13 protein-coding genes are annotated in these 16,607 nt (G+C 73.9%); 8 read left to right on the top strand and 5 right to left on the bottom strand.

The window, feature by feature from the left end:
- Positions 1-201 precede the first annotated feature (201 nt).
- From ACFXA3_RS05120 to ACFXA3_RS05105, 4 genes are all read left to right on the top strand, one after another.
- The gene (locus ACFXA3_RS05120; RefSeq protein WP_385182123.1) at positions 202-1,185 is read left to right on the top strand and encodes a Zn-ribbon domain-containing OB-fold protein; all 984 of its coding nucleotides are present in this window, start codon (positions 202-204) and stop codon (positions 1,183-1,185) included.
- Positions 1,185-2,255, top strand: a complete 1,071-nt coding sequence (locus tag ACFXA3_RS05115) for a thiolase domain-containing protein (RefSeq protein WP_385182120.1) — start codon at positions 1,185-1,187, stop codon at positions 2,253-2,255. Before ACFXA3_RS05120 ends, ACFXA3_RS05115 begins: the two co-directional genes overlap by 1 nt.
- Positions 2,252-3,463: a thiolase domain-containing protein gene (locus ACFXA3_RS05110; RefSeq protein WP_385182117.1), complete on the top strand. Its 1,212-nt coding sequence runs from the start codon at positions 2,252-2,254 to the stop codon at positions 3,461-3,463. Before ACFXA3_RS05115 ends, ACFXA3_RS05110 begins: the two co-directional genes overlap by 4 nt.
- Before the next feature lie 140 nt (positions 3,464-3,603).
- Positions 3,604-3,843, top strand: a complete 240-nt coding sequence (locus ACFXA3_RS05105) for a DUF397 domain-containing protein (protein WP_327281986.1) — start codon at positions 3,604-3,606, stop codon at positions 3,841-3,843.
- Positions 3,844-3,938: 95 nt separating this feature from the next.
- On the opposite strand, the gene ACFXA3_RS05100 is transcribed toward ACFXA3_RS05105, so the two are convergent.
- Positions 3,939-5,120 (bottom strand): low temperature requirement protein A, encoded by a 1,182-nt coding sequence (locus ACFXA3_RS05100; RefSeq protein WP_385182114.1) that lies wholly within the window; start codon positions 5,118-5,120, stop codon positions 3,939-3,941.
- A 145-nt stretch (positions 5,121-5,265) separates the two neighbouring features.
- Between ACFXA3_RS05100 and ACFXA3_RS05095 the strand changes: the two genes are divergently transcribed.
- The 3 genes from ACFXA3_RS05095 to ACFXA3_RS05085 all read left to right on the top strand — a co-directional run bounded on the left by ACFXA3_RS05095 (position 5,266) and on the right by ACFXA3_RS05085 (position 9,598).
- Positions 5,266-8,088 carry an ATP-binding protein gene (locus tag ACFXA3_RS05095; RefSeq protein WP_385182111.1) on the top strand — a complete coding sequence of 941 codons (2,823 nt, stop codon included), beginning with the start codon at positions 5,266-5,268 and terminating at the stop codon, positions 8,086-8,088.
- A 34-nt stretch (positions 8,089-8,122) separates the two neighbouring features.
- Entirely contained in the window at positions 8,123-8,956 is an 834-nt protein-coding gene (locus tag ACFXA3_RS05090; RefSeq protein WP_385182109.1) for a maleylpyruvate isomerase N-terminal domain-containing protein, read from the top strand.
- 141 nt (positions 8,957-9,097) lie between these two features.
- On the top strand, positions 9,098-9,598 hold the full coding sequence (locus ACFXA3_RS05085; RefSeq protein WP_385182106.1) for a hypothetical protein: 501 nt from the start codon (positions 9,098-9,100) through the stop codon (positions 9,596-9,598).
- An 18-nt stretch (positions 9,599-9,616) separates the two neighbouring features.
- Here the strand turns inward: ACFXA3_RS05085 and kstD are convergent, their stop codons facing one another.
- The gene (kstD, locus tag ACFXA3_RS05080; protein ID WP_385182105.1) at positions 9,617-11,407 is read right to left on the bottom strand and encodes a 3-oxosteroid 1-dehydrogenase; all 1,791 of its coding nucleotides are present in this window, start codon (positions 11,405-11,407) and stop codon (positions 9,617-9,619) included.
- 201 nt (positions 11,408-11,608) lie between these two features.
- The gene (locus tag ACFXA3_RS05075) at positions 11,609-12,733 is read right to left on the bottom strand and encodes an aminoglycoside phosphotransferase family protein (RefSeq protein WP_385182103.1); all 1,125 of its coding nucleotides are present in this window, start codon (positions 12,731-12,733) and stop codon (positions 11,609-11,611) included.
- A gap of 230 nt (positions 12,734-12,963) precedes the next feature.
- Between ACFXA3_RS05075 and ACFXA3_RS05070 the strand changes: the two genes are divergently transcribed.
- Entirely contained in the window at positions 12,964-14,445 is a 1,482-nt protein-coding gene (locus tag ACFXA3_RS05070) for a hypothetical protein (RefSeq protein ID WP_385182100.1), read from the top strand.
- Between the two features lie 160 nt (positions 14,446-14,605).
- On the opposite strand, the gene ACFXA3_RS05065 is transcribed toward ACFXA3_RS05070, so the two are convergent.
- Together ACFXA3_RS05065 and ACFXA3_RS05060 are read right to left on the bottom strand one after the other, a co-directional pair.
- Complete coding sequence (locus ACFXA3_RS05065; protein WP_385182098.1) at positions 14,606-16,033, bottom strand: PP2C family protein-serine/threonine phosphatase; 1,428 nt, start codon at positions 16,031-16,033, stop codon at positions 14,606-14,608.
- 224 nt (positions 16,034-16,257) lie between these two features.
- Positions 16,258-16,506, bottom strand: a complete 249-nt coding sequence (locus tag ACFXA3_RS05060; protein ID WP_385182095.1) for an SCO4226 family nickel-binding protein — start codon at positions 16,504-16,506, stop codon at positions 16,258-16,260.
- Between the last annotated feature and the right edge of the window lie 101 nt (positions 16,507-16,607).

Genomic DNA, 16,607 nt, shown 5'->3' with positions numbered 1-16,607 from the left:
GCCCTGTACCGGCGGGAGTAGCCGGGGCCCCGCCGGCGCCCCGCGCCCGCGCGCCCCGGCACCCCGGCCGCCGCGCCCCGGCACCCGCCGCCGTTGCCGGGGCTCCGCCCCGGCCCCCGCGCCTCGAAAGCCGGCTGGGTGGGGGGCCGTCCCCAGGATCCGTACGTGTCGTGACCGTTCCGAGCATCGGAGATGCCTCCCATGACAGCAGCCGCGTCCCCACCCGAGGTGCTCCGTGCGCCCCTCGTCGTCGAGTTCCCCTTCACCCGCTCCCTCGGGCCCGTCCAGAGCGCCTTCCTCACCGGGCTGCGCGAGCGCGTCGTCCTCGGTGTCCGGACCACCGACGGGAAGGTGATGGTCCCGCCCGTCGAGTACGACCCCGTCACCGCCGACGAGATCCGCGAGCTCGTCGAGGTCGCCGCCGCCGGGACCGTCACCACCTGGGCGTGGAACGGCGACCCGCGCCCCCACCAGCCCCTCGGCACGCCGTTCGCCTGGGTCCTCGTCCGGCTCGACGGCGCGGACACCGCGATCCTGCACGCCCTCGACGCCCCCGGGCCCGAAGCCGTCCGCACCGGGATGCGGGTCCGCGTGCGATGGGCCGCCGAGCGCTCCGGCGCCATCACCGACATCGCCTGCTTCGAACCCGATGGACCCGACGGACCCGACGGCACGACCACGCCCGAGCGGCAGGCGAGTCCGCACGACGGGCGGTTCGACGACGCCGTCACCGGCATCGTCGCCGAGGCCCGCCTCGACTACACCTACAGCCCGGGCCGCGCCCAGAGCGCGTACATCAACGCCCTCGCCGAACGGCGGACGGTCGGCGAGCGCTGCCCCTCCTGCCACAAGGTGTACGTCCCGCCGCGCGGCGCCTGCCCCACCTGCGGGGTAGCCACCACCGAGCAGGTGGAGGTCGGGCCGGCCGGCACCGTCACCACGTTCTGCATCGTCAACATCAAGGCGAAGAACCTGGACATCGAAGTCCCCTACGTCTACGCCCACATCGCCCTCGACGGAGCCGACCTCGCGCTCCACGCCCGGATCGGCGGCATCCCGTACGACCAGGTCCGCATGGGACTGCGCGTCGAGCCCGTGTGGACCGAGGGCGGCCGCCACCCCGACCACTACCGCCCCACCGGCGAGCCGGACGCAGACTACGACGCGTACAAGGAGCTCATCTGATGCCCAGGACGAGCAGGCACGCACGCGACGTGGCCGTCGTCGCCTTCGCGCAGAGCGACCACCGGCGCCGCAGCGACGAGCTCAGCGAAGTCGAGATGGTCATGCCGGTCCTGCACCGGGTGCTGGACCAGACCGGTCTGAAGGCCGGAGAGATCGGCTTCACCTGCTCCGGATCCAGCGACTACCTCGCCGGCCGGGCCTTCTCCTTCACGATGACCCTCGACGGGGTCGGCGCCTGGCCGCCGATCTCCGAGTCCCACGTCGAGATGGACGGCGCCTGGGCCCTGTACGAGGCCTGGGTCAAGATCCAGACCGGCGAGGCCGACACCGCGCTCGTCTACGCGTACGGGAAGTCCTCCCCGGGATCCGTACGGGACGTCCTGACCCGCCAGCTCGACCCCTACTACCTGGCCCCCCTGTGGCCCGACTCGGTGGCACTGGCAGCCCTCCAGGCGCAGGCGCTGATCGACGCGGGCGAGACCGACGAGGAGGCCCTCGCCGCCGTCGGCGCCCGCAGCCGCGCGGCCGCCGCCCGGGCCAACCCGCACGCCCAGCTCGCCGGCGCCGTCCCGCAGGGCGACTACCAGGTCCGGCCGCTGCGCACGGGAGACTGCCCGCCGATCGGCGACGGCGTGGCCGCCGTCGTCCTCGCCGCGGGCGACACCGCCCGCAGGCTGACCGCGCGCCCCGCCTGGATCACCGGCATCGACCACCGGATCGAGGCCCACGGCCTCGGTCTGCGCGACCTCACCGACTCCCCGTCCACCCGGATCGCCGCCGAGCGGGCCGGATTGTTCGAAGCCCCGGTGGACACCGCGGAGCTGCACGCGCCGTTCTCCTCCCAGGAGGTGGTCCTGCGCAAGGCGCTGGGCCTCGGCGCGGACGTCGTCGTCAACCCGTCCGGCGGGGCGCTCGCCGCCAACCCCGTCATGGCCGCGGGCCTGATCCGCATCGGCGAGGCCGCCGCCCGCATCCACCGCGGCGAGTCCGACCGGGCCGTCGCCCACGCCACCTCCGGCCCCTGCCTCCAGCAGAACCTGGTCGCCGTCCTGGAAGGGGACCGAGCATGAGCACCTCCCGCACGCCGGGTGCCCCGGGTACCACGGGTGCCCGGGGCAAGGAGCCCGTGGCCGTCGTCGGCATCGGCCAGACCAAGCACGTGGCCGCCCGCCACGACGTCTCCATCGCCGGACTCGTCCGCGAGGCCGCGGTGCGCGCCCTCGCCGACGCCGAGCTGACCTGGGCGGACATCGACGCGGTCGTCATCGGCAAGGCCCCCGACTTCTTCGAGGGCGTGATGATGCCGGAGCTGTACCTGGCGGACGCCCTCGGCGCGGTCGGCAAGCCCATGCTCCGCGTCCACACGGCCGGATCCGTCGGAGGGTCCACCGCCCTGGTCGCCGCCAACCTGGTGGCCGCCCGGGTGCACCGGACCGTGCTGACCCTCGCCTTCGAGAAGCAGTCCGAGTCGAACGCCATGTGGGGCCTCTCGCTGCCCGTGCCCTTCCAGCAGCCGCTGCTGGCGGGCGCCGGCGGGTTCTTCGCCCCGCACGTGCGCGCGTACATGCGGCGCACCGGCGCGCCCGACACGGTCGGCTCGCTCGTCGCGTACAAGGACCGCCGCAACGCGCTGAAGAACCCGTACGCGCACCTGCACGAGCACGACATCACCCTGGAGAAGGTCCAGGCCTCGCCGATGCTGTGGGACCCGGTCCGGTACTCCGAGACGTGCCCCTCCTCGGACGGGGCCTGCGCGATGATCCTCACCGACCGGGCGGGCGCGGCCCGTTCGCCCCGGCCGCCGGCCTGGGTGCACGGCGGGGCCATGCGCAGCGAGCCGACCCTCTTCGCGGGCAAGGACTTCGTCTCCCCGCAGGCGGGCAAGGACTGCGCCGCCGACGTCTACCGGCAGGCCGGGATCACCGACCCGCGGCGGGAGATCGACGCGGTGGAGATGTACGTCCCGTTCTCCTGGTACGAGCCGATGTGGCTGGAGAACCTGGGGTTCGCCGAGGAGGGCGAGGGCTGGAAGCTCACCGAGGCCGGGGTCACCGAACTCGACGGGGACCTGCCGGTCAATCCGTCGGGCGGGGTGCTGTCCACCAACCCGATCGGCGCCTCCGGCATGATCCGCTTCGCGGAGGCCGCGCTCCAGGTGCGGGGGCTGGCCGGCGAGCACCAGGTCCCGGGAGCCCGCCGGGCCATGGGCCACGCGTACGGCGGCGGCGCCCAGTTCTTCGCGATGTGGCTGGTGGGGGCCGAGGAGCCGGCCTCCTGAACGCGGCGGCTCCCGCGGGCGGCGGAGCGCCATGGTGACGGACCGGCCGCGGGTGACTCACCGTGGCCTGTGCGGCACCCGCTGCGATGGTTACTCTGGCCCCCGGACGACGTACCGGCAGCACCGGGAGGAGCACGCACGTGGCCGAGAGCATGATTTCGCAGCCCCTGGCCGGCTGGGACAAGCCGGACCTCGATCTCAGCGAGGCGGACTGGCAGTCGAGCAGCCGGGGGGCGGGCGACGTCCAGATCGCCTTCGTGGAGGGGTTCATCGCGATGCGCAACAGTGAACGCCCCGAGAGCCCGTCGCTGATCTTCGCGCCGGACGAGTGGCGCAAGTTCGTGATGGGCGCGCGGGGCGGGGAGTTCGACCTCACCTAGCCGGTCCCGGACGGACGGACGGAAGGGCCGGGCATCCGTGGGATGGACGGCCCTTCCGCCCGCCCGCGCCCGGCGTGGCCGTCCGGTGCCCTTCGTCAGGTCCCCGTCGTCGGGTGCCCGTCGTGTCCGGTGCGCGCCGTCAGGTCCCCGTCGCGTCCGGTGCCCGGGCCCAGGTGCCCCAGCAGGACGCGCGGCCATGCCGCAGCCAGTACGAGCAGCCAGGCCAGCTGTACGGCGGCGGCCTCGTGGGCCAGGGCTCCGGCGAGGAGCACCACGGCCAGCGAAGGCGCCACGAGGAGCGCCGTGGTGCGGATACCGCGGGCCGAGGCGAGCGCAGCCACCCCGGCGATGGCCAGGTACACCGCGAGGCTTGCGCACAGCAGCCACCGCACCGGCTCCGGGACCGGGTGCTCCGCGTACTCCACCGCATCGCCGAGCGCGGCCGCCAGGGCCGCGACCGAACCCGCGACGAAGCAGTGCAGCGGCAGCACCAGCCGTACGGGAAGGGCGCCCCACGCCAGCAGCGGCACACCGTCCGCGCCGTGGCGCAGCGCCAGCGACCAGAGGAGGAGCAGCAGGAGGAACGCGGCGACGCCGACCCCGTAGAGCGCCGCGTCCCACTCCACCTCCGAAGCGGAGGCCACCACCTGGGCGATCGCCTCGCCCAGCACGATCAGCAGGAACAGGCCCAGCCGCTCCCCGAGGTGCGGCGCGTCCATCGGCGCGGCCACGAGCCCCGACGCCGTGCGCCGCCGGCGCGCCTCCAGGCGCTTGCCCGAGACCGCGAACATGACCGCCAGGTCGATGGCCAGCCCCAGCGCCCACAGCGCGTACCGGGCCGTCCCGTCGAACCACATCGACACGATCCACGGCGTCAGCCCCATCCCCAGCTGCGTGATCGGCAGGTCCGGCACGTACTCCCCGCGCCGCTCCCACGCCTTGCCGGCCAGGGAGCGCACCAGGATGTAGGCCAGCGCGAACGCCCCCGCACGGTCCTCCCGCACGCCGTGGACCGAGGCCGCCATGACCGCCATGCCGAACATCCCCGCCAGCACCGTCCACGTCCGGGCCTCGTCCCCGCTGACGTTCCCGTACACCGTGAACAGCATCCAGCCAGTCCAGAACGCCAGGAACATCACCGCGTACAGCGCGACGTCGTTCCAGCCGGGACTGCCGTGCAGCAGGTGTGCCAGCTGGGCGACGCCCGCCACCGCCGTCAGGTCGAAGAACAGCTCCAGCCAGGAGGCGTGCCGCTCACCCTCCTTGGAATCGGTCATATCGGGATGATAGGCATCCGTGGGCGCGTGTGGCGGTCGGTAAGGGACCGATCACAAAAATTCCGGTCCTTCCTGGCCACAGGCCTTCCCTCGCGCGTGCGCGGGCGTAATCTGAGGGCCCGAACAGGCCTGGGGGGTACCAGCCATGACGGAACGCCGGACCCGTAGACGGCGCGAATTGTTCGAACGCGAGGCCGAACTCGCCGCGGTGGACGAAGCCCTGGAGCAGCTCACCGCCCGCGACGGCGGCGCGCTGCTGGCCTTCTCCGGACCCGCCGGGCTCGGCAAGACCACCCTCCTCGCCGAAGTGCGCCGCCGCGCCATCGCCCGCTCCTGCACCCTGCTGGCCGCCCGCGGCGGCGAACAGGAGCAGAGCCAGCCCTTCCACGTCGCCCGCCAGCTCATCCAGCCGCACCTCGCCGGCACCTCCGAGGACGAGCTGCGCGCCGCCCTCGGGAGCTGGTACTCCATCGTCGGCCCGGCCCTCGGGCTCTGCGCCCCCGAGCAGGGCGCCCCGCCCGACCTCCAGGGCCTGCGCGACGGACTCGACTGGGTCCTGACCCACCTCGTCGTCACACGCGCCCCCGTCGCCCTCGTCCTCGACGACGCCCACTGGGCCGACCCCGAATCCCTCTCCTGGCTGGCCGCCTTCGCCCCCCGCACCGAACACCTTCCGCTGCTCCTCGTCGTCGCGTACCGCCCCGAGGAACTGCCCGCGCACGCCGACGCCTTCCGTACGCTGCCCGGCCGCGCGGGACACCGCCCGCTGGGCCTCGCACCGCTCACCGAGGCCGCCGTCTCCACCCTCGTCCGCACCGCCGTCGGCGACCACGCCGACGACGCGTTCTGCCGGGAGGCCTGGGCCGTCACCACCGGCAACCCCTTCGAAGCGGTCGAGCTCACCGCCAAGGTCCGCGACAAGGGCCTGGCCCCCGTCGAGGCGAGCGCCCCGCTCCTCGCCGACCTCGCCGCCGCCCAGCGCGGCGACGGCCTCGTCGCCCGCTTCGAACGCCTCGGTCCCTCCACCGTCCGCTTCGGCTGGGCCTGCGCCGTCCTGGGCACCGCCATCCCGCAGGAGCTCGCCGCCCGCGTGGCCGGCCTCGGCGCCGAGGAGGCCGCCGACGCCACCGGGCGGCTGCGGGAGGCCCGCATCCTGTCCGCGCCCGGCGAAGAGGACGGCACCGGGCTGGAGTTCGTCCACCCCCTGATCGCCACCGTCCTCTACCGGGCCATCCCCGACGCCCTGCGCGTCGCCCTCCACGGACAGGCCGCCGTGGCCGTCGTCGACGCCGGACTCGGGGCCTCCGCCGCCGCCCGCCACCTGCTGGAGACCCACCCCGAGAACGACCCCTGGGTGGTACGGACCCTGCGCGAGGCCGCCGCCGAGAACCTGCGGGCCGGCGCCCCCGACGCCGCCCGCCGCCAGCTCGCACGCGCCCTGCGCGAACCCCCCGACTTCGGTGAACGCGCCGCCCTGCTGTACGAACTCGGCTGCGCCTCCCTGCTCACCGAACCCGCCAACACCGTGAACCACCTGAGGGCCGCCCTCGCCGAACCCTTCGACGACCCCGCGCTGCGCCAGGGCATCGTCATCCGGCTCGCCCAGGTCCTCGCCCACAGCGACCGCCTCGCCGAGGCCTCGGACTCGCTGGCGCGGGAGATCCCGTACACCCGGGACGTCCGGGCCCGGCTGCGCCTGCAGTCCGAACAGTTCATGTGGGACGCGTTCAACGCCGTCGAGCCCGACTCCCCGGCGCGCTCGCGCCGGCTGGCCCGGCTCGCCGACCGGCTGACCGGCCGCGACCTCACCGAGCGGTACGTCATCGGGCTGCGCGCCTGGGACGCCTGCCTGCGCGGGGAGCCGGTCGCCACCGCCCTGCACCACGCCGTACGCGCCCTGGGCACGGAGTTCAGCTGGGCGTACGAGGACCGGGGCTTCGAGGTGCCGGTGCTCGCCGCCATGGTCCACATGTACGCGGACCGGCCCGGCCGCGCGGAGGAGCTGTTCGAGGCGGGCACCGCCGAGTTCGAGCGGCAGGGCTGGCGCGGGGCCCACCTGTCGTTCGCGTACAGCCTGCGCGCGTACATCCGCTACCGGCGCGGGCTGCTCGCGGACGCCGAGGAGCTCGCCCGGGCCGGGCTGCGGCTCGCCGAACGCGTCGGGCGCGGCACGCCCGTCCACTGGTACAGCATCGCGATCCTCGCCACGACCCTGCTCGCCCGCGGACGCGTGGACGAGGCCTGGGAGCTGGCGCGGGAGCACGCCTTCGGGGAGTCCTTCCCGGCGGCGGTGGTCTTCCCCGACTCCCAGACCGTGTACGCCGAACTGCTGCTGGCCCGCGGCCAGACGAAGGCGGCGGCGGCCGAACTGGAGGCCGTGGACCGCAGGCTGAGCCCGCGCGGCATCCAGAACCCGTCCTGGTGCCCGTGGCAGCTGCACCTGGCCCGGGCCCTGGCCGCCGACGACCCCGAGCGGGCCCGCGACCTGGCCGAAGGCGCGGTCCGCCGGGCCCGCGCCTTCGGCGCCCCCTCGGGCATCGGCCAGGCGCTGCGGGTCGCCGCGGAGGTCGCACCCCCGGGAGAGCGTCCGGCGCTGCTGACCGAAGCGGTGTCCCTGCTGTCCGAGTCGCCCGCGGGGTACGAGCTGGCGCTCGCCCTCGCCGCACTGGGCACCGAGCTGCGCGACCCGGCCCTGCTGACCCGGGCGGCGGTGACCGCCCGCGAGTGCGGTGCCGACGGCCTGGAGCGCAGCGCGGTCGCCGCCGTGCTCGCGCTCGGCGGCGCACTGCCGGGCGCGGCGGCGCCCGAGGACGCCCTCACGGAGGAAGAGGCCGGGCTGGCGCGCCGGGCCGCCGACGGCGACCCGGCGGTGTCCGGCCCGGGCCTGTCGGCGGTCTGCCGCAAGCTCGGCACGGACCGCACCGGTCTGCGCGAGGCGCTGGAGGTGTTCGCCCGCAGCTCGAGGTGATACGGCCGGTGCGCGCACGGGCAGGGTCAACCCCATGGACCACTCGACGAGGCTCTCCCACTTCCGCCACGAGACGTCGGCCTTCGAGAAGGCCGCCCGGCGTGCGATCGACGACGCGGGCGACAGCCCGGTTCCGCTGGTGCCGCCGTGCCCCGGGTGGTCGGTCGCCGACCTGGTCGGGCACCTGGGCTCGGTGCACCGGTTCGTGGCCCGCATCCTGCGCGAGCGCCTCGCGCAGGCCCCCGACCACACCGATCCCACGATCTTCGAGATCCCGCGGGACCCGGCGGTACGGGCGGCCTGGCCGAAGCCGGAGGGCGAACCGAACCGGGGGCCGGTGCCGCCGGCGCTGACGGAGTGGTTCGCGCAGGGCGCGCGGCAGCTGGCAGCCCTCTTCGGGCAGCTCGGGCCGGACGTGCCGGTGTGGACGTGGTCGGTGGACTCCGCGGACCACACGAGCGGCTTCTGGCTGCGCATGCAGACCATCGAGCTGGCCGTGCACCGGTGGGACGCCCAGTCCGCGACCGGGGCGCCGGAGCCGGTCGACGCGGCGATCGCGGCGGACGCGGTCCCGCAGACCTTCGAGACGATGGCCCCGTTCCGGCGGGCCGCCGCCGGGGCCCCGGCCGGGGCGGGGGAGCGGTTCCGCTTCCGGCGGACGGACGGTCCCGGGTCCTGGACCGTCACGTTCTCCGGGGACCGGGTCCTGGTGGAGCACGGGGCCACCGGCGCGGTGGACGTGGAGGCCGCGGGCACGGCGTCGGACCTGATGCTGTTCCTCTGGCGGCGGATCCCCGCGTCCGCGCTGCGGGTCACGGGCGACGCGGAGCTGCTGCCGCACTACTTCACCCTGGTCCCCCCGGTGTGACCGCCGTCCGGTCCGGCCGCCCTGCCCCGGCGCCCGGCCCCGCCGCCCGGTCCGGACCGCCTCGCACGGCGGTTCGGCCGAGGGGGCGGGTGTGGTGGGGCCCGGGGCCGGAAAACACGGGCGGGCACGTACCATGGCGGCATGTCCTTCCTCCGCCGCAACCGCGCCGCCACCCCCGCCGGCCCGGACTTCGACGTCCTGGCCATGGACCCGGGGGACTGGCCGGGCAATCTCGGGGCCGGGCTGCTGCCCGCGCCCGACGGCAGCTGCCAGGGCGTCTTTCTCCGCTACGACCTGTTCGGCGGACGCGGCCCCGCGATGATCATCGGCAACCTCCCCGAGGGCTCCCCGGCCCGCGAGCTCGCCGACGGCCAGGTCCCCTTCGAGGTGGCCCAGCTCCTCGACGCCCTCGAGAACGAGGAGGACGTCGAGGTCACCGGCATCGAGGACTGCCCCGTCATGCAGGGCGACAACCTCCTGATCGTCCGGAAGGTCAAGCTCTCCGAGGGCCGGATCAGCTGCGTGCAGTTCGACCGCAGCGACAACGTGCTGGTCACCATCGCCAGCTGGGACCGGCCCATCACCGACGACCTGTACGCGCTCCTGAAGCCGCTCCCCGCGGAGCTCTTCCAGCAGGGCTGAGCCCACCCCTTCCAGACGTCACGCGTCCGCGATGTCGTTCGCCGCCACGTAGCCGAACGTCATCGCGGGACCGATGGTCGACCCCGCCCCCGCGTAGCTGTGGCCCATCACCGCCGCGCTCGCGTTGCCCGCCGCCCACAGGCCCCGGATCACCGACCCGTCCGGCCGCAGGGCGCGGGCCCGGGCGTCCGTGACGATCCCGCCCTTCGTGCCCAGGTCACCCGGCACGATCTTGAAGGCGTGGAACGGCGGAGCCCAGACGGGTGCCAGACATGAGTTCGGCTGCACCCCCGGGTCCGTGTAGTAGTGGTCGTACGCCGTGTCGCCCCGGTGGAAGTCGGCGTCCGTCCCGTTCCACGCCTGGGCGTTGAACCGGTTGAGGGTGGCGCGCAGGGCCGCCGCCGGCACCCCGATCTGCCCGGCCAGCGCGTCCCAGGTCCACGCCTTCTTCGCCGCCCCCGCCTCGTACCAGGCGTCCGGGAAGAGGATCGTCGGCAGGACGTCCTTGAACAGGTACTTGTTGCGGTAGTTCTGGTCCACGATCAGCCACGCCGGGATGTGCGAGCCGGCCGCCCCGCGGTCCTTCTCGTACATCACGTGCACCACGTCGCTGTACGGGGCCGCCTCGTTGACGAAGCGGGCGCCGTTGCCGTTGACGATCAGGCCGCCGGGCAGGGTCCGCTCCGCCAGGCAGAAGTACGGCTCGCCCGGCAGCGGGATCGACGGCCCCCACCAGGCGTCCTCCATCAGCGCCAGCGCCGCCCCGGCCCGCTGCCCCGCCCGGATCCCGTCGCCGGTGTTCTCCTTGGCGCCCACCGACCACTGGGTGCCGATCGGCTGCTGCTGGTACTGCGCCCGCATCTCGGCGTTGTGCTCGAACCCGCCCGAGCCGACCACCACGCCCTTGCGGGCCCGTACGACACCCCGTACGCCCTCCTTCTCCACCACCACCCCGGTGACGGCGCCGCCCTCCTGCACCAGGTCGACCAGCGGGCTGTTCAGCCACACCGGCACGCCCGCCCGCATCAGCCCGGCCCGCAGACCGGCCGCCAGCGCCTGTCCCATCGTGAGCGGCTTCTGCCCGTACAGCGCGGCCTTGGTGCCGCGCGCCAGGCACTCCGTGGACACCGCCAGGCCCTTGGCGTTCACGGCGGCCAGGTTCAGCCACTTGTAGTCCTGGCTGAACACCACCATCCCGGCCGGCACCGCCATGTACGCCGGGTTCAGCCGCGCCAGTTCGGCGCCGAGGATGTTCCCGTCGATCTGGTCGGGCTCGATGGACCGGCCGTTCGGCATCCCGCCCGGCAGGTTCGGGTAGTAGTCGCTGTACCCGTCCATGTACCGGAACCGCAGCGGGCTGTTGGCCATCACGAAGTCCAGCATCCGCGGACCGTTGGCGAGGAAGGCCGCCTGCCGGTCCGCCGGGGAGCCGTCGCCGACCACCGCCGCCAGGTACGCCGCCGCCTTCTGCGGGGTGTCCGGCACCCCCGCCGCCAGGATCACCGAGTTGTTCGGCAGCCAGATCCCGGCCCCGGAGCGCGCCGCCGAACCGCCGAACGTCGGCGCCTTCTCGACGACCAGGACGCTCAGGCCCCGCTTGGCGGCGGTGAGCGCGGCCGTCATCCCGGACGCCCCGGACCCGACCACCACGACGTCGTACTCGCCGAGCGGAAGCCCCGCGCCGGACCCGTCGGCCCGGGCGCCGGCCGGTGGCAGCACGGCCGCGGCGAGCACCCCCGCTCCGGCTCCGGCGAGGACCGTACGGCGGGAAGGAGAAGCGGGACATGCGGACTCGGCACGTGCGGACATGGGCGGGCTCCAGCGGAGTGGGGACGGCGGGGACGGCGGCTCCAGCGATTCTGATGCCAAGTCAGAAAAGGTGTTCGGGGGATCATGTGATGTCAAGACATGCGCAGGGGTGGCGAGACGGCCCCGAATGCACGAAATCCCGTGGTACGCACATCAAGTGCGTACGGCACGGGATTTTCGTACGGGGTACGGTCCGCCGGATCAGCGGGTTCCGACCGCCGCGCGCACCGCCCTGCGGGCCATGCCGCAGTCGTCGTGCAGCCGGCGCAGCAGCAGCCGCTGCTCCTCGCCGGAGGACAGCGCACCCGCCGGCAGGGGCTGGCTCGGGGCGGTCGCCAGCATGGAGCGCTGGACCGCCGTCTCACACATCCGGATCTCCCTGGTCAGCACCAGCATCAGGTTGACCAGGAAGGCGTCCCGCGACGCCGGACCCGCCGACTGGGCGAGCCGGCTGATCTGGCTGCGGGCGGCCGGCGCGTCGCCCAGGACCGTCCACAGCGTGGCCAGGTCGTACCCGGGCAGGTACCAGCCCGCGTGCTCCCAGTCGAGCAGCACCGGCCCCGCGGGGGACAGCAGAAGGTTCGACAGCAGGGCGTCCCCGTGGTTGAACTGGCGCTGCACGCCCGCCAGTTTGAGCCCGCACAGCAGCTTCTGCAGATCACCCAGATCCCGGTCGGTGAGCAGTCCCAGCTCGTGGTACCGCGCCACCCGCTGCGCGTAGTTCAGCGGGTCCCCGAACAGATCGGTCGGCGGACGCCACTGGTTCACCCGGCACACCGCCCCCAGCGCGGCCCGTACGTCGGCCCGCGGCGGGGCCTCCACGGGGTGCCGCTGCAATGCCGCGACCCGGCCCGCCATCCGTTCGACCACCAGCGTGCAGTTCTCGGGGTCCGCGGCGACCAGCCGCGGCACCCGGACCGGCGGGCGGTGCCGGACGAACGCCCGGTACGCCGCTATTTCGTGCCGGTACCGCTCGCGCCATTCCGGCGAGTGGTCCAGTAAAACCTTCGCGACGGCGGTCATCCGTCCCGTCGTCCCGACCAGGAGGACCGATCGGCCGCTGCGCCGCAGCACCTGCACGGGTGCGAACTCCGGGCAGATCCGCTGCACCGAGGCGAGCGCGGTGCGCAGCTGCGCGCCCTGCGGCCCCGAGAGGTCGATTCTGCCGCTGAGCGGCTGCGATCCGGCCCCCGGCATCCGCCGCGCCCGTACGGCGCCCTGCGCCGGGGTCGCCTGGCGGCCGGGGTCGAGGTAGGGGCCGCCGCCCGCCTGGAGCGTGCGGTGCGGCCGGACCGGGGCGGACACGGAGGACGTTGCTGCGTACATGGCGTTACGGATCCCTTCGTGCGCCGACGAGTTGCGTACGCCACCCCGCCGGTCCCGTACTTCACCCTGGGGAGTTCCGCCCGGAGACCGGGTCGGGGAGGCGCATTCCTACCTGACACCCGGCCGTGGGTGGCGGACCACGAAGCGTGCCCTGGCGAAGCCTGGCGAATATGCGCGGGGCCTCTGACGGCGGGCTACTGTCAATTCAGCCGAGAACCTGGGGGCTTGACGTGAGCAAAGGACCAAACACCCGCCTGAACGACTTGTTCGGCCTGGCCGGCTGGTCGAAGGGTGAGCTGGCGAGGATGGTCAACCGGCAGGCGGCGGCCATGGGCCACCACCAGCTGGCCACCGACACCTCGCGGGTGCGGCGCTGGATCGACATGGGGGAGACCCCGCGCGAACCGGTGCCCACCGTACTGGCAGCCCTGTTCACCGAGCGGCTCGGTCGTGTCGTGACCATCGAGGACCTCGGGTTCGTACGGCAGCGGCGCACCACGAAACGGCAGCCGGACGGGGCGAAGGAGAACCCCGACGGAATGCCCTGGGCGCCCGAACGCACAGCCGCGGTCCTCACCGAATTCACGGGAATGGACCTCATGCTCAACCGACGCGGTCTGATGGGCGCGGGTGTCGCGCTCACCGCAGGCTCCGCCCTCACCCACGCCATGAACGACTGGCTCCACACCGACCCCGCCCCCGCCAAGACCCCGCAGGCCTTCGGAGACTCCTACCAGGCCGACCCGATCGGCTACGACCGCTACGAGGCGGCCCCGATCGGCTCCCAGGAGATCGAGGCGCTGGAGCGCTCGGTGGAGGTCTTCCGCGCCTGGGACGCCTCCCGAGGGGGCGGACTCCAGCGCAAGGCCGTGGTCGGCCAGCTCAACGAGGTGGGCGGCATGCTCGCCTACCACCACCCCGACCACCTCCAGCGGCGGCTGTGGGGGGTGGCGGCCAACCTGGCGGTGCTCGCCGGCTGGATGTCCCACGACGTGGGGCTCGAACCCACCGCGCAGAAGTACTTCGTCATCGCCGCGCACGCGGCCCGCGAAGGCGGGGACCGGCCGCGGGCCGGAGAGGCGCTGTCCCGGGCCGCCCGCCAGATGGTCCACCTGGGCAAGCCGCACGAGGCCCTGGACCTGATGAAGCTGGCGAAGTCCGGCTCCGGCGAGCAGACCCTGCCCCGCACCCGCGCCATGCTGCACACCATCGAGGCCTGGGCGCAGGCGGCGATGGGCAAGGGCCAGGCCATGCGCCGCACCCTCGGCGAGGCCGAGGACCTGTTCGTCTCGGACCGCGGTGACGTCCCCCCGCCCTCGTGGATGCAGAACTTCGACGAGGCGGACCTGCACGGCATGCAGGCCCTGGCCTTCCGCACCCTCGCCGAACACGACCCCTCGGTCGCGCCGATCGCCCAGCGGCACGCCCGGGAGGCGCTGCGGCTGCGGTCCGGCGGCCACCAGCGCTCGCAGATCTTCGACTACATCTCCATGGCGTCGGCCTGCTTCATCGCCGACGACCCGGAGCAGGCCGACCGCTACGCCCGGCTCGCGCTGGTCTCGATGAACGAGACCTCCTCGCACCGGACCTGGGACCGGCTGCGTGAGATGTACCGGCTGACCGGCCAGTACGCCGGGTACGCACGGATCGAGGACCTGCGCGCGGAGATCGAACTGGCCCTGCCCAACAGCCCGTCGCAGCGCAGCGTCTAGGCCGTGCGCAGGCCCCCCGAGCCGGCACCCGGACCGGCATCCGCAGTCGTACGAGCAGTCGTGCGAGCAGTCGTACGGGACGCTCCCGTACCCGGACGAGAAAGGCCGCGCCGTGCGGCGCGGCCCTGAAAAGCGGTACCCGTCGGCCCGTCGCGGGGGTTCAGCCCCCGACCCGCGCCACCAGGACGCAGGCGTCGTCCTCGCGTTCGCCTTCGCCGAACTCCTCGACCACCATCCGCACGCAGTCCTGCGCCGACCCCGCGGCCGTGAACCGCGGCGCGAGGGCGAGCAGCCGCTCGGTGCCGTCCGCCCGGCCGAACTCGATGCTGCACGGAGTCAGTCCGTCCGTGTGCAGGACCAACACGTCTCCGGGTTCCAGCCGTTCCTCGGCCTGCCCGTACGCGGCCCCGGAGGTCGCGCCCAGCAGGACGCCCTCCGGGGGCTGCAGGGAGCGGCCGGAGCCGCCGCGGAACAGCAGCGGGGCGGAGTGGCCGGCCTGCGCCCAGGACAGGACGCGGCGCGCGGGATCGTAGCGGCAGCAGACGGCCGAGCCGAGCGCGGGCTGCACGGAGGACTCCAGCAGCTGGTTGAGCCAGCCCATCAGCGGGCCCGGCTCGATCCCGGCCATGGCCATGCCGCGCAGGGCGCCGAGCATCATCGCCGTCCCGGAGGTGGCCGTGACGCCGTGCCCGGTCAGATCGCCGACGGTCAGCAGCGAGCGGCCGTCGGGCAGGTCCAGCGCGTCGTACCAGTCCCCGCCGATCAGCGCGCTCGTCGCCGCGGGCAGGTAGTGCGCGGCGACGTCGAGGGTCCCGGTGGTGTGGTGCGGGAACCGCAGGGAGCCGCGCCACGGGGGGAGCACGGCTTCCTGCAGCTCGACCGCCAGCCGGTGCTCGGTCTGCGCGATCTCCTGCCGGCGCTGCAGCGAGTCACGGGACTCGCGTACGGCGCGCTGGCTCCGGCGCAGTTCACTCACGTCCCGGAACACGGCCCACATGGAGGCCGTGCAACCGTCGGAGTCGAGTACCGGCTCGCCTCGCATGTGCAGCGTCCGGACGCGGCCGTCGGCCCGGACGATGCGGAACTCGCCGTCGATCGGTCTCCCGTCGACCAGGCAGGCCGTCACCATCGAGGTGAGCAGCGGCTGGTCCTCGGAGAAGAGGGTGGAGCCGAGTTCGTCGAGGGGCAGCGGGCCGGCCTCGGGCGAGCGGCCGAAGATCTGGAAGAGCTCCTCGGACCAGGTGACCTCGTCGGTGAGCAGGTCCCACTCGGCGCTGCCGACGCGCATCTGCTGCGCCTCGGGTCCGGCCTCCGCCCCGGGCGCGTCCTCGGGGAGTTCGCACAGCTCGGGGGCGAGGGGCAGCCCTTCCTTGAGCTGTCCCAGGTGTTCGCCCAGGTCGTCGAGCTGGTGGACGGCGAGGTCGCACAGGGCGCGCTGCCAGCGGCCCTGGGCGTCGTCGTCCACGGCGGTGTCACGGCGCACCGCGTCCACCTCGCCGCGGAGCCGCCGGGTCTGCGAGATCAGAGCGTCCACCGACCCCGGCTCGGGCGGCTGCGCGGGACGGTCCGCGAAGAGGTGGGACGGCATGAGGACTCCGATACAGGCGGCGCGGTACGGCCAACGTCTGAAGGAAGGACCGGTTACGACTGTTGCACAGGCCGCGACGACCCGTAAGGCGTTTGGCAACATCCGTAACGGCCTTGCTTCGGGCATATGCCAAGGGCCTCCCCGGCCCCTCCGTGCCCGTACGAACGAATCCGGACAGCCCGTCCGGGCCCCCCCGGAAGGGCTGTCCGCGGCCGTCCCCGGCGTCACACGGCGATCGGCACCGCGTGGATCTCGCTGGCCGGGTGTCCGGTGCGCTCGTGGATCCGCATGACCGCCTCCGCCGAGGGCGCCTCGGACAGGCAGTACACCGTGCCGGACACGGGGTCGGCCCAGGCGCGCTCGAAGTGCACCTTCTCGTCGCCCTCGATCGCCAGGTCCGCGTTGTGGGCGGCCAGCAGCTCGGCCTCCGTGATGCCCTTCATGCCGTGGTGGACGTCCATGTACATCGTCACCGCCGCACACCTCCTCCTGCGTTTCGGGGGCCCCCGCGCCCCGCGGGGGGGGGCGCCCCGCACCCACACACCACCCCCCCCCCCCGCCCCCCCCCCCCCCC

Origin of the sequence: Streptomyces sp. NPDC059456, assembly GCF_042750055.1 — a bacterium.
In the GTDB taxonomy this organism is placed as follows: Bacteria; Actinomycetota; Actinomycetes; order Streptomycetales; family Streptomycetaceae; genus Streptomyces.
This window is presented reverse-complemented; position numbering and strand designations above follow the sequence as displayed.

Excerpts from the sequence above, each read along its gene's own strand:
- ACFXA3_RS05065 (WP_385182098.1), bottom strand. The coding sequence starts at position 16,033 with ATGCCGTCCCACCTCTTCGCGGACCGTCCCGCGCAGCCGCCCGAGCCG.
- ACFXA3_RS05090 (WP_385182109.1), top strand. The coding sequence starts at position 8,123 with ATGGACCACTCGACGAGGCTCTCCCACTTCCGCCACGAGACGTCGGCC.
- ACFXA3_RS05110 (WP_385182117.1), top strand. The coding sequence starts at position 2,252 with ATGAGCACCTCCCGCACGCCGGGTGCCCCGGGTACCACGGGTGCCCGG.
- ACFXA3_RS05120 (WP_385182123.1), top strand. The coding sequence starts at position 202 with ATGACAGCAGCCGCGTCCCCACCCGAGGTGCTCCGTGCGCCCCTCGTC.
- ACFXA3_RS05095 (WP_385182111.1), top strand. The coding sequence starts at position 5,266 with ATGACGGAACGCCGGACCCGTAGACGGCGCGAATTGTTCGAACGCGAG.
- ACFXA3_RS05075 (WP_385182103.1), bottom strand. The coding sequence starts at position 12,733 with ATGTACGCAGCAACGTCCTCCGTGTCCGCCCCGGTCCGGCCGCACCGC.
- ACFXA3_RS05115 (WP_385182120.1), top strand. The coding sequence starts at position 1,185 with ATGCCCAGGACGAGCAGGCACGCACGCGACGTGGCCGTCGTCGCCTTC.
- ACFXA3_RS05100 (WP_385182114.1), bottom strand. The coding sequence starts at position 5,120 with ATGACCGATTCCAAGGAGGGTGAGCGGCACGCCTCCTGGCTGGAGCTG.
- kstD (WP_385182105.1), bottom strand. The coding sequence starts at position 11,407 with ATGTCCGCACGTGCCGAGTCCGCATGTCCCGCTTCTCCTTCCCGCCGT.
- ACFXA3_RS05085 (WP_385182106.1), top strand. The coding sequence starts at position 9,098 with ATGTCCTTCCTCCGCCGCAACCGCGCCGCCACCCCCGCCGGCCCGGAC.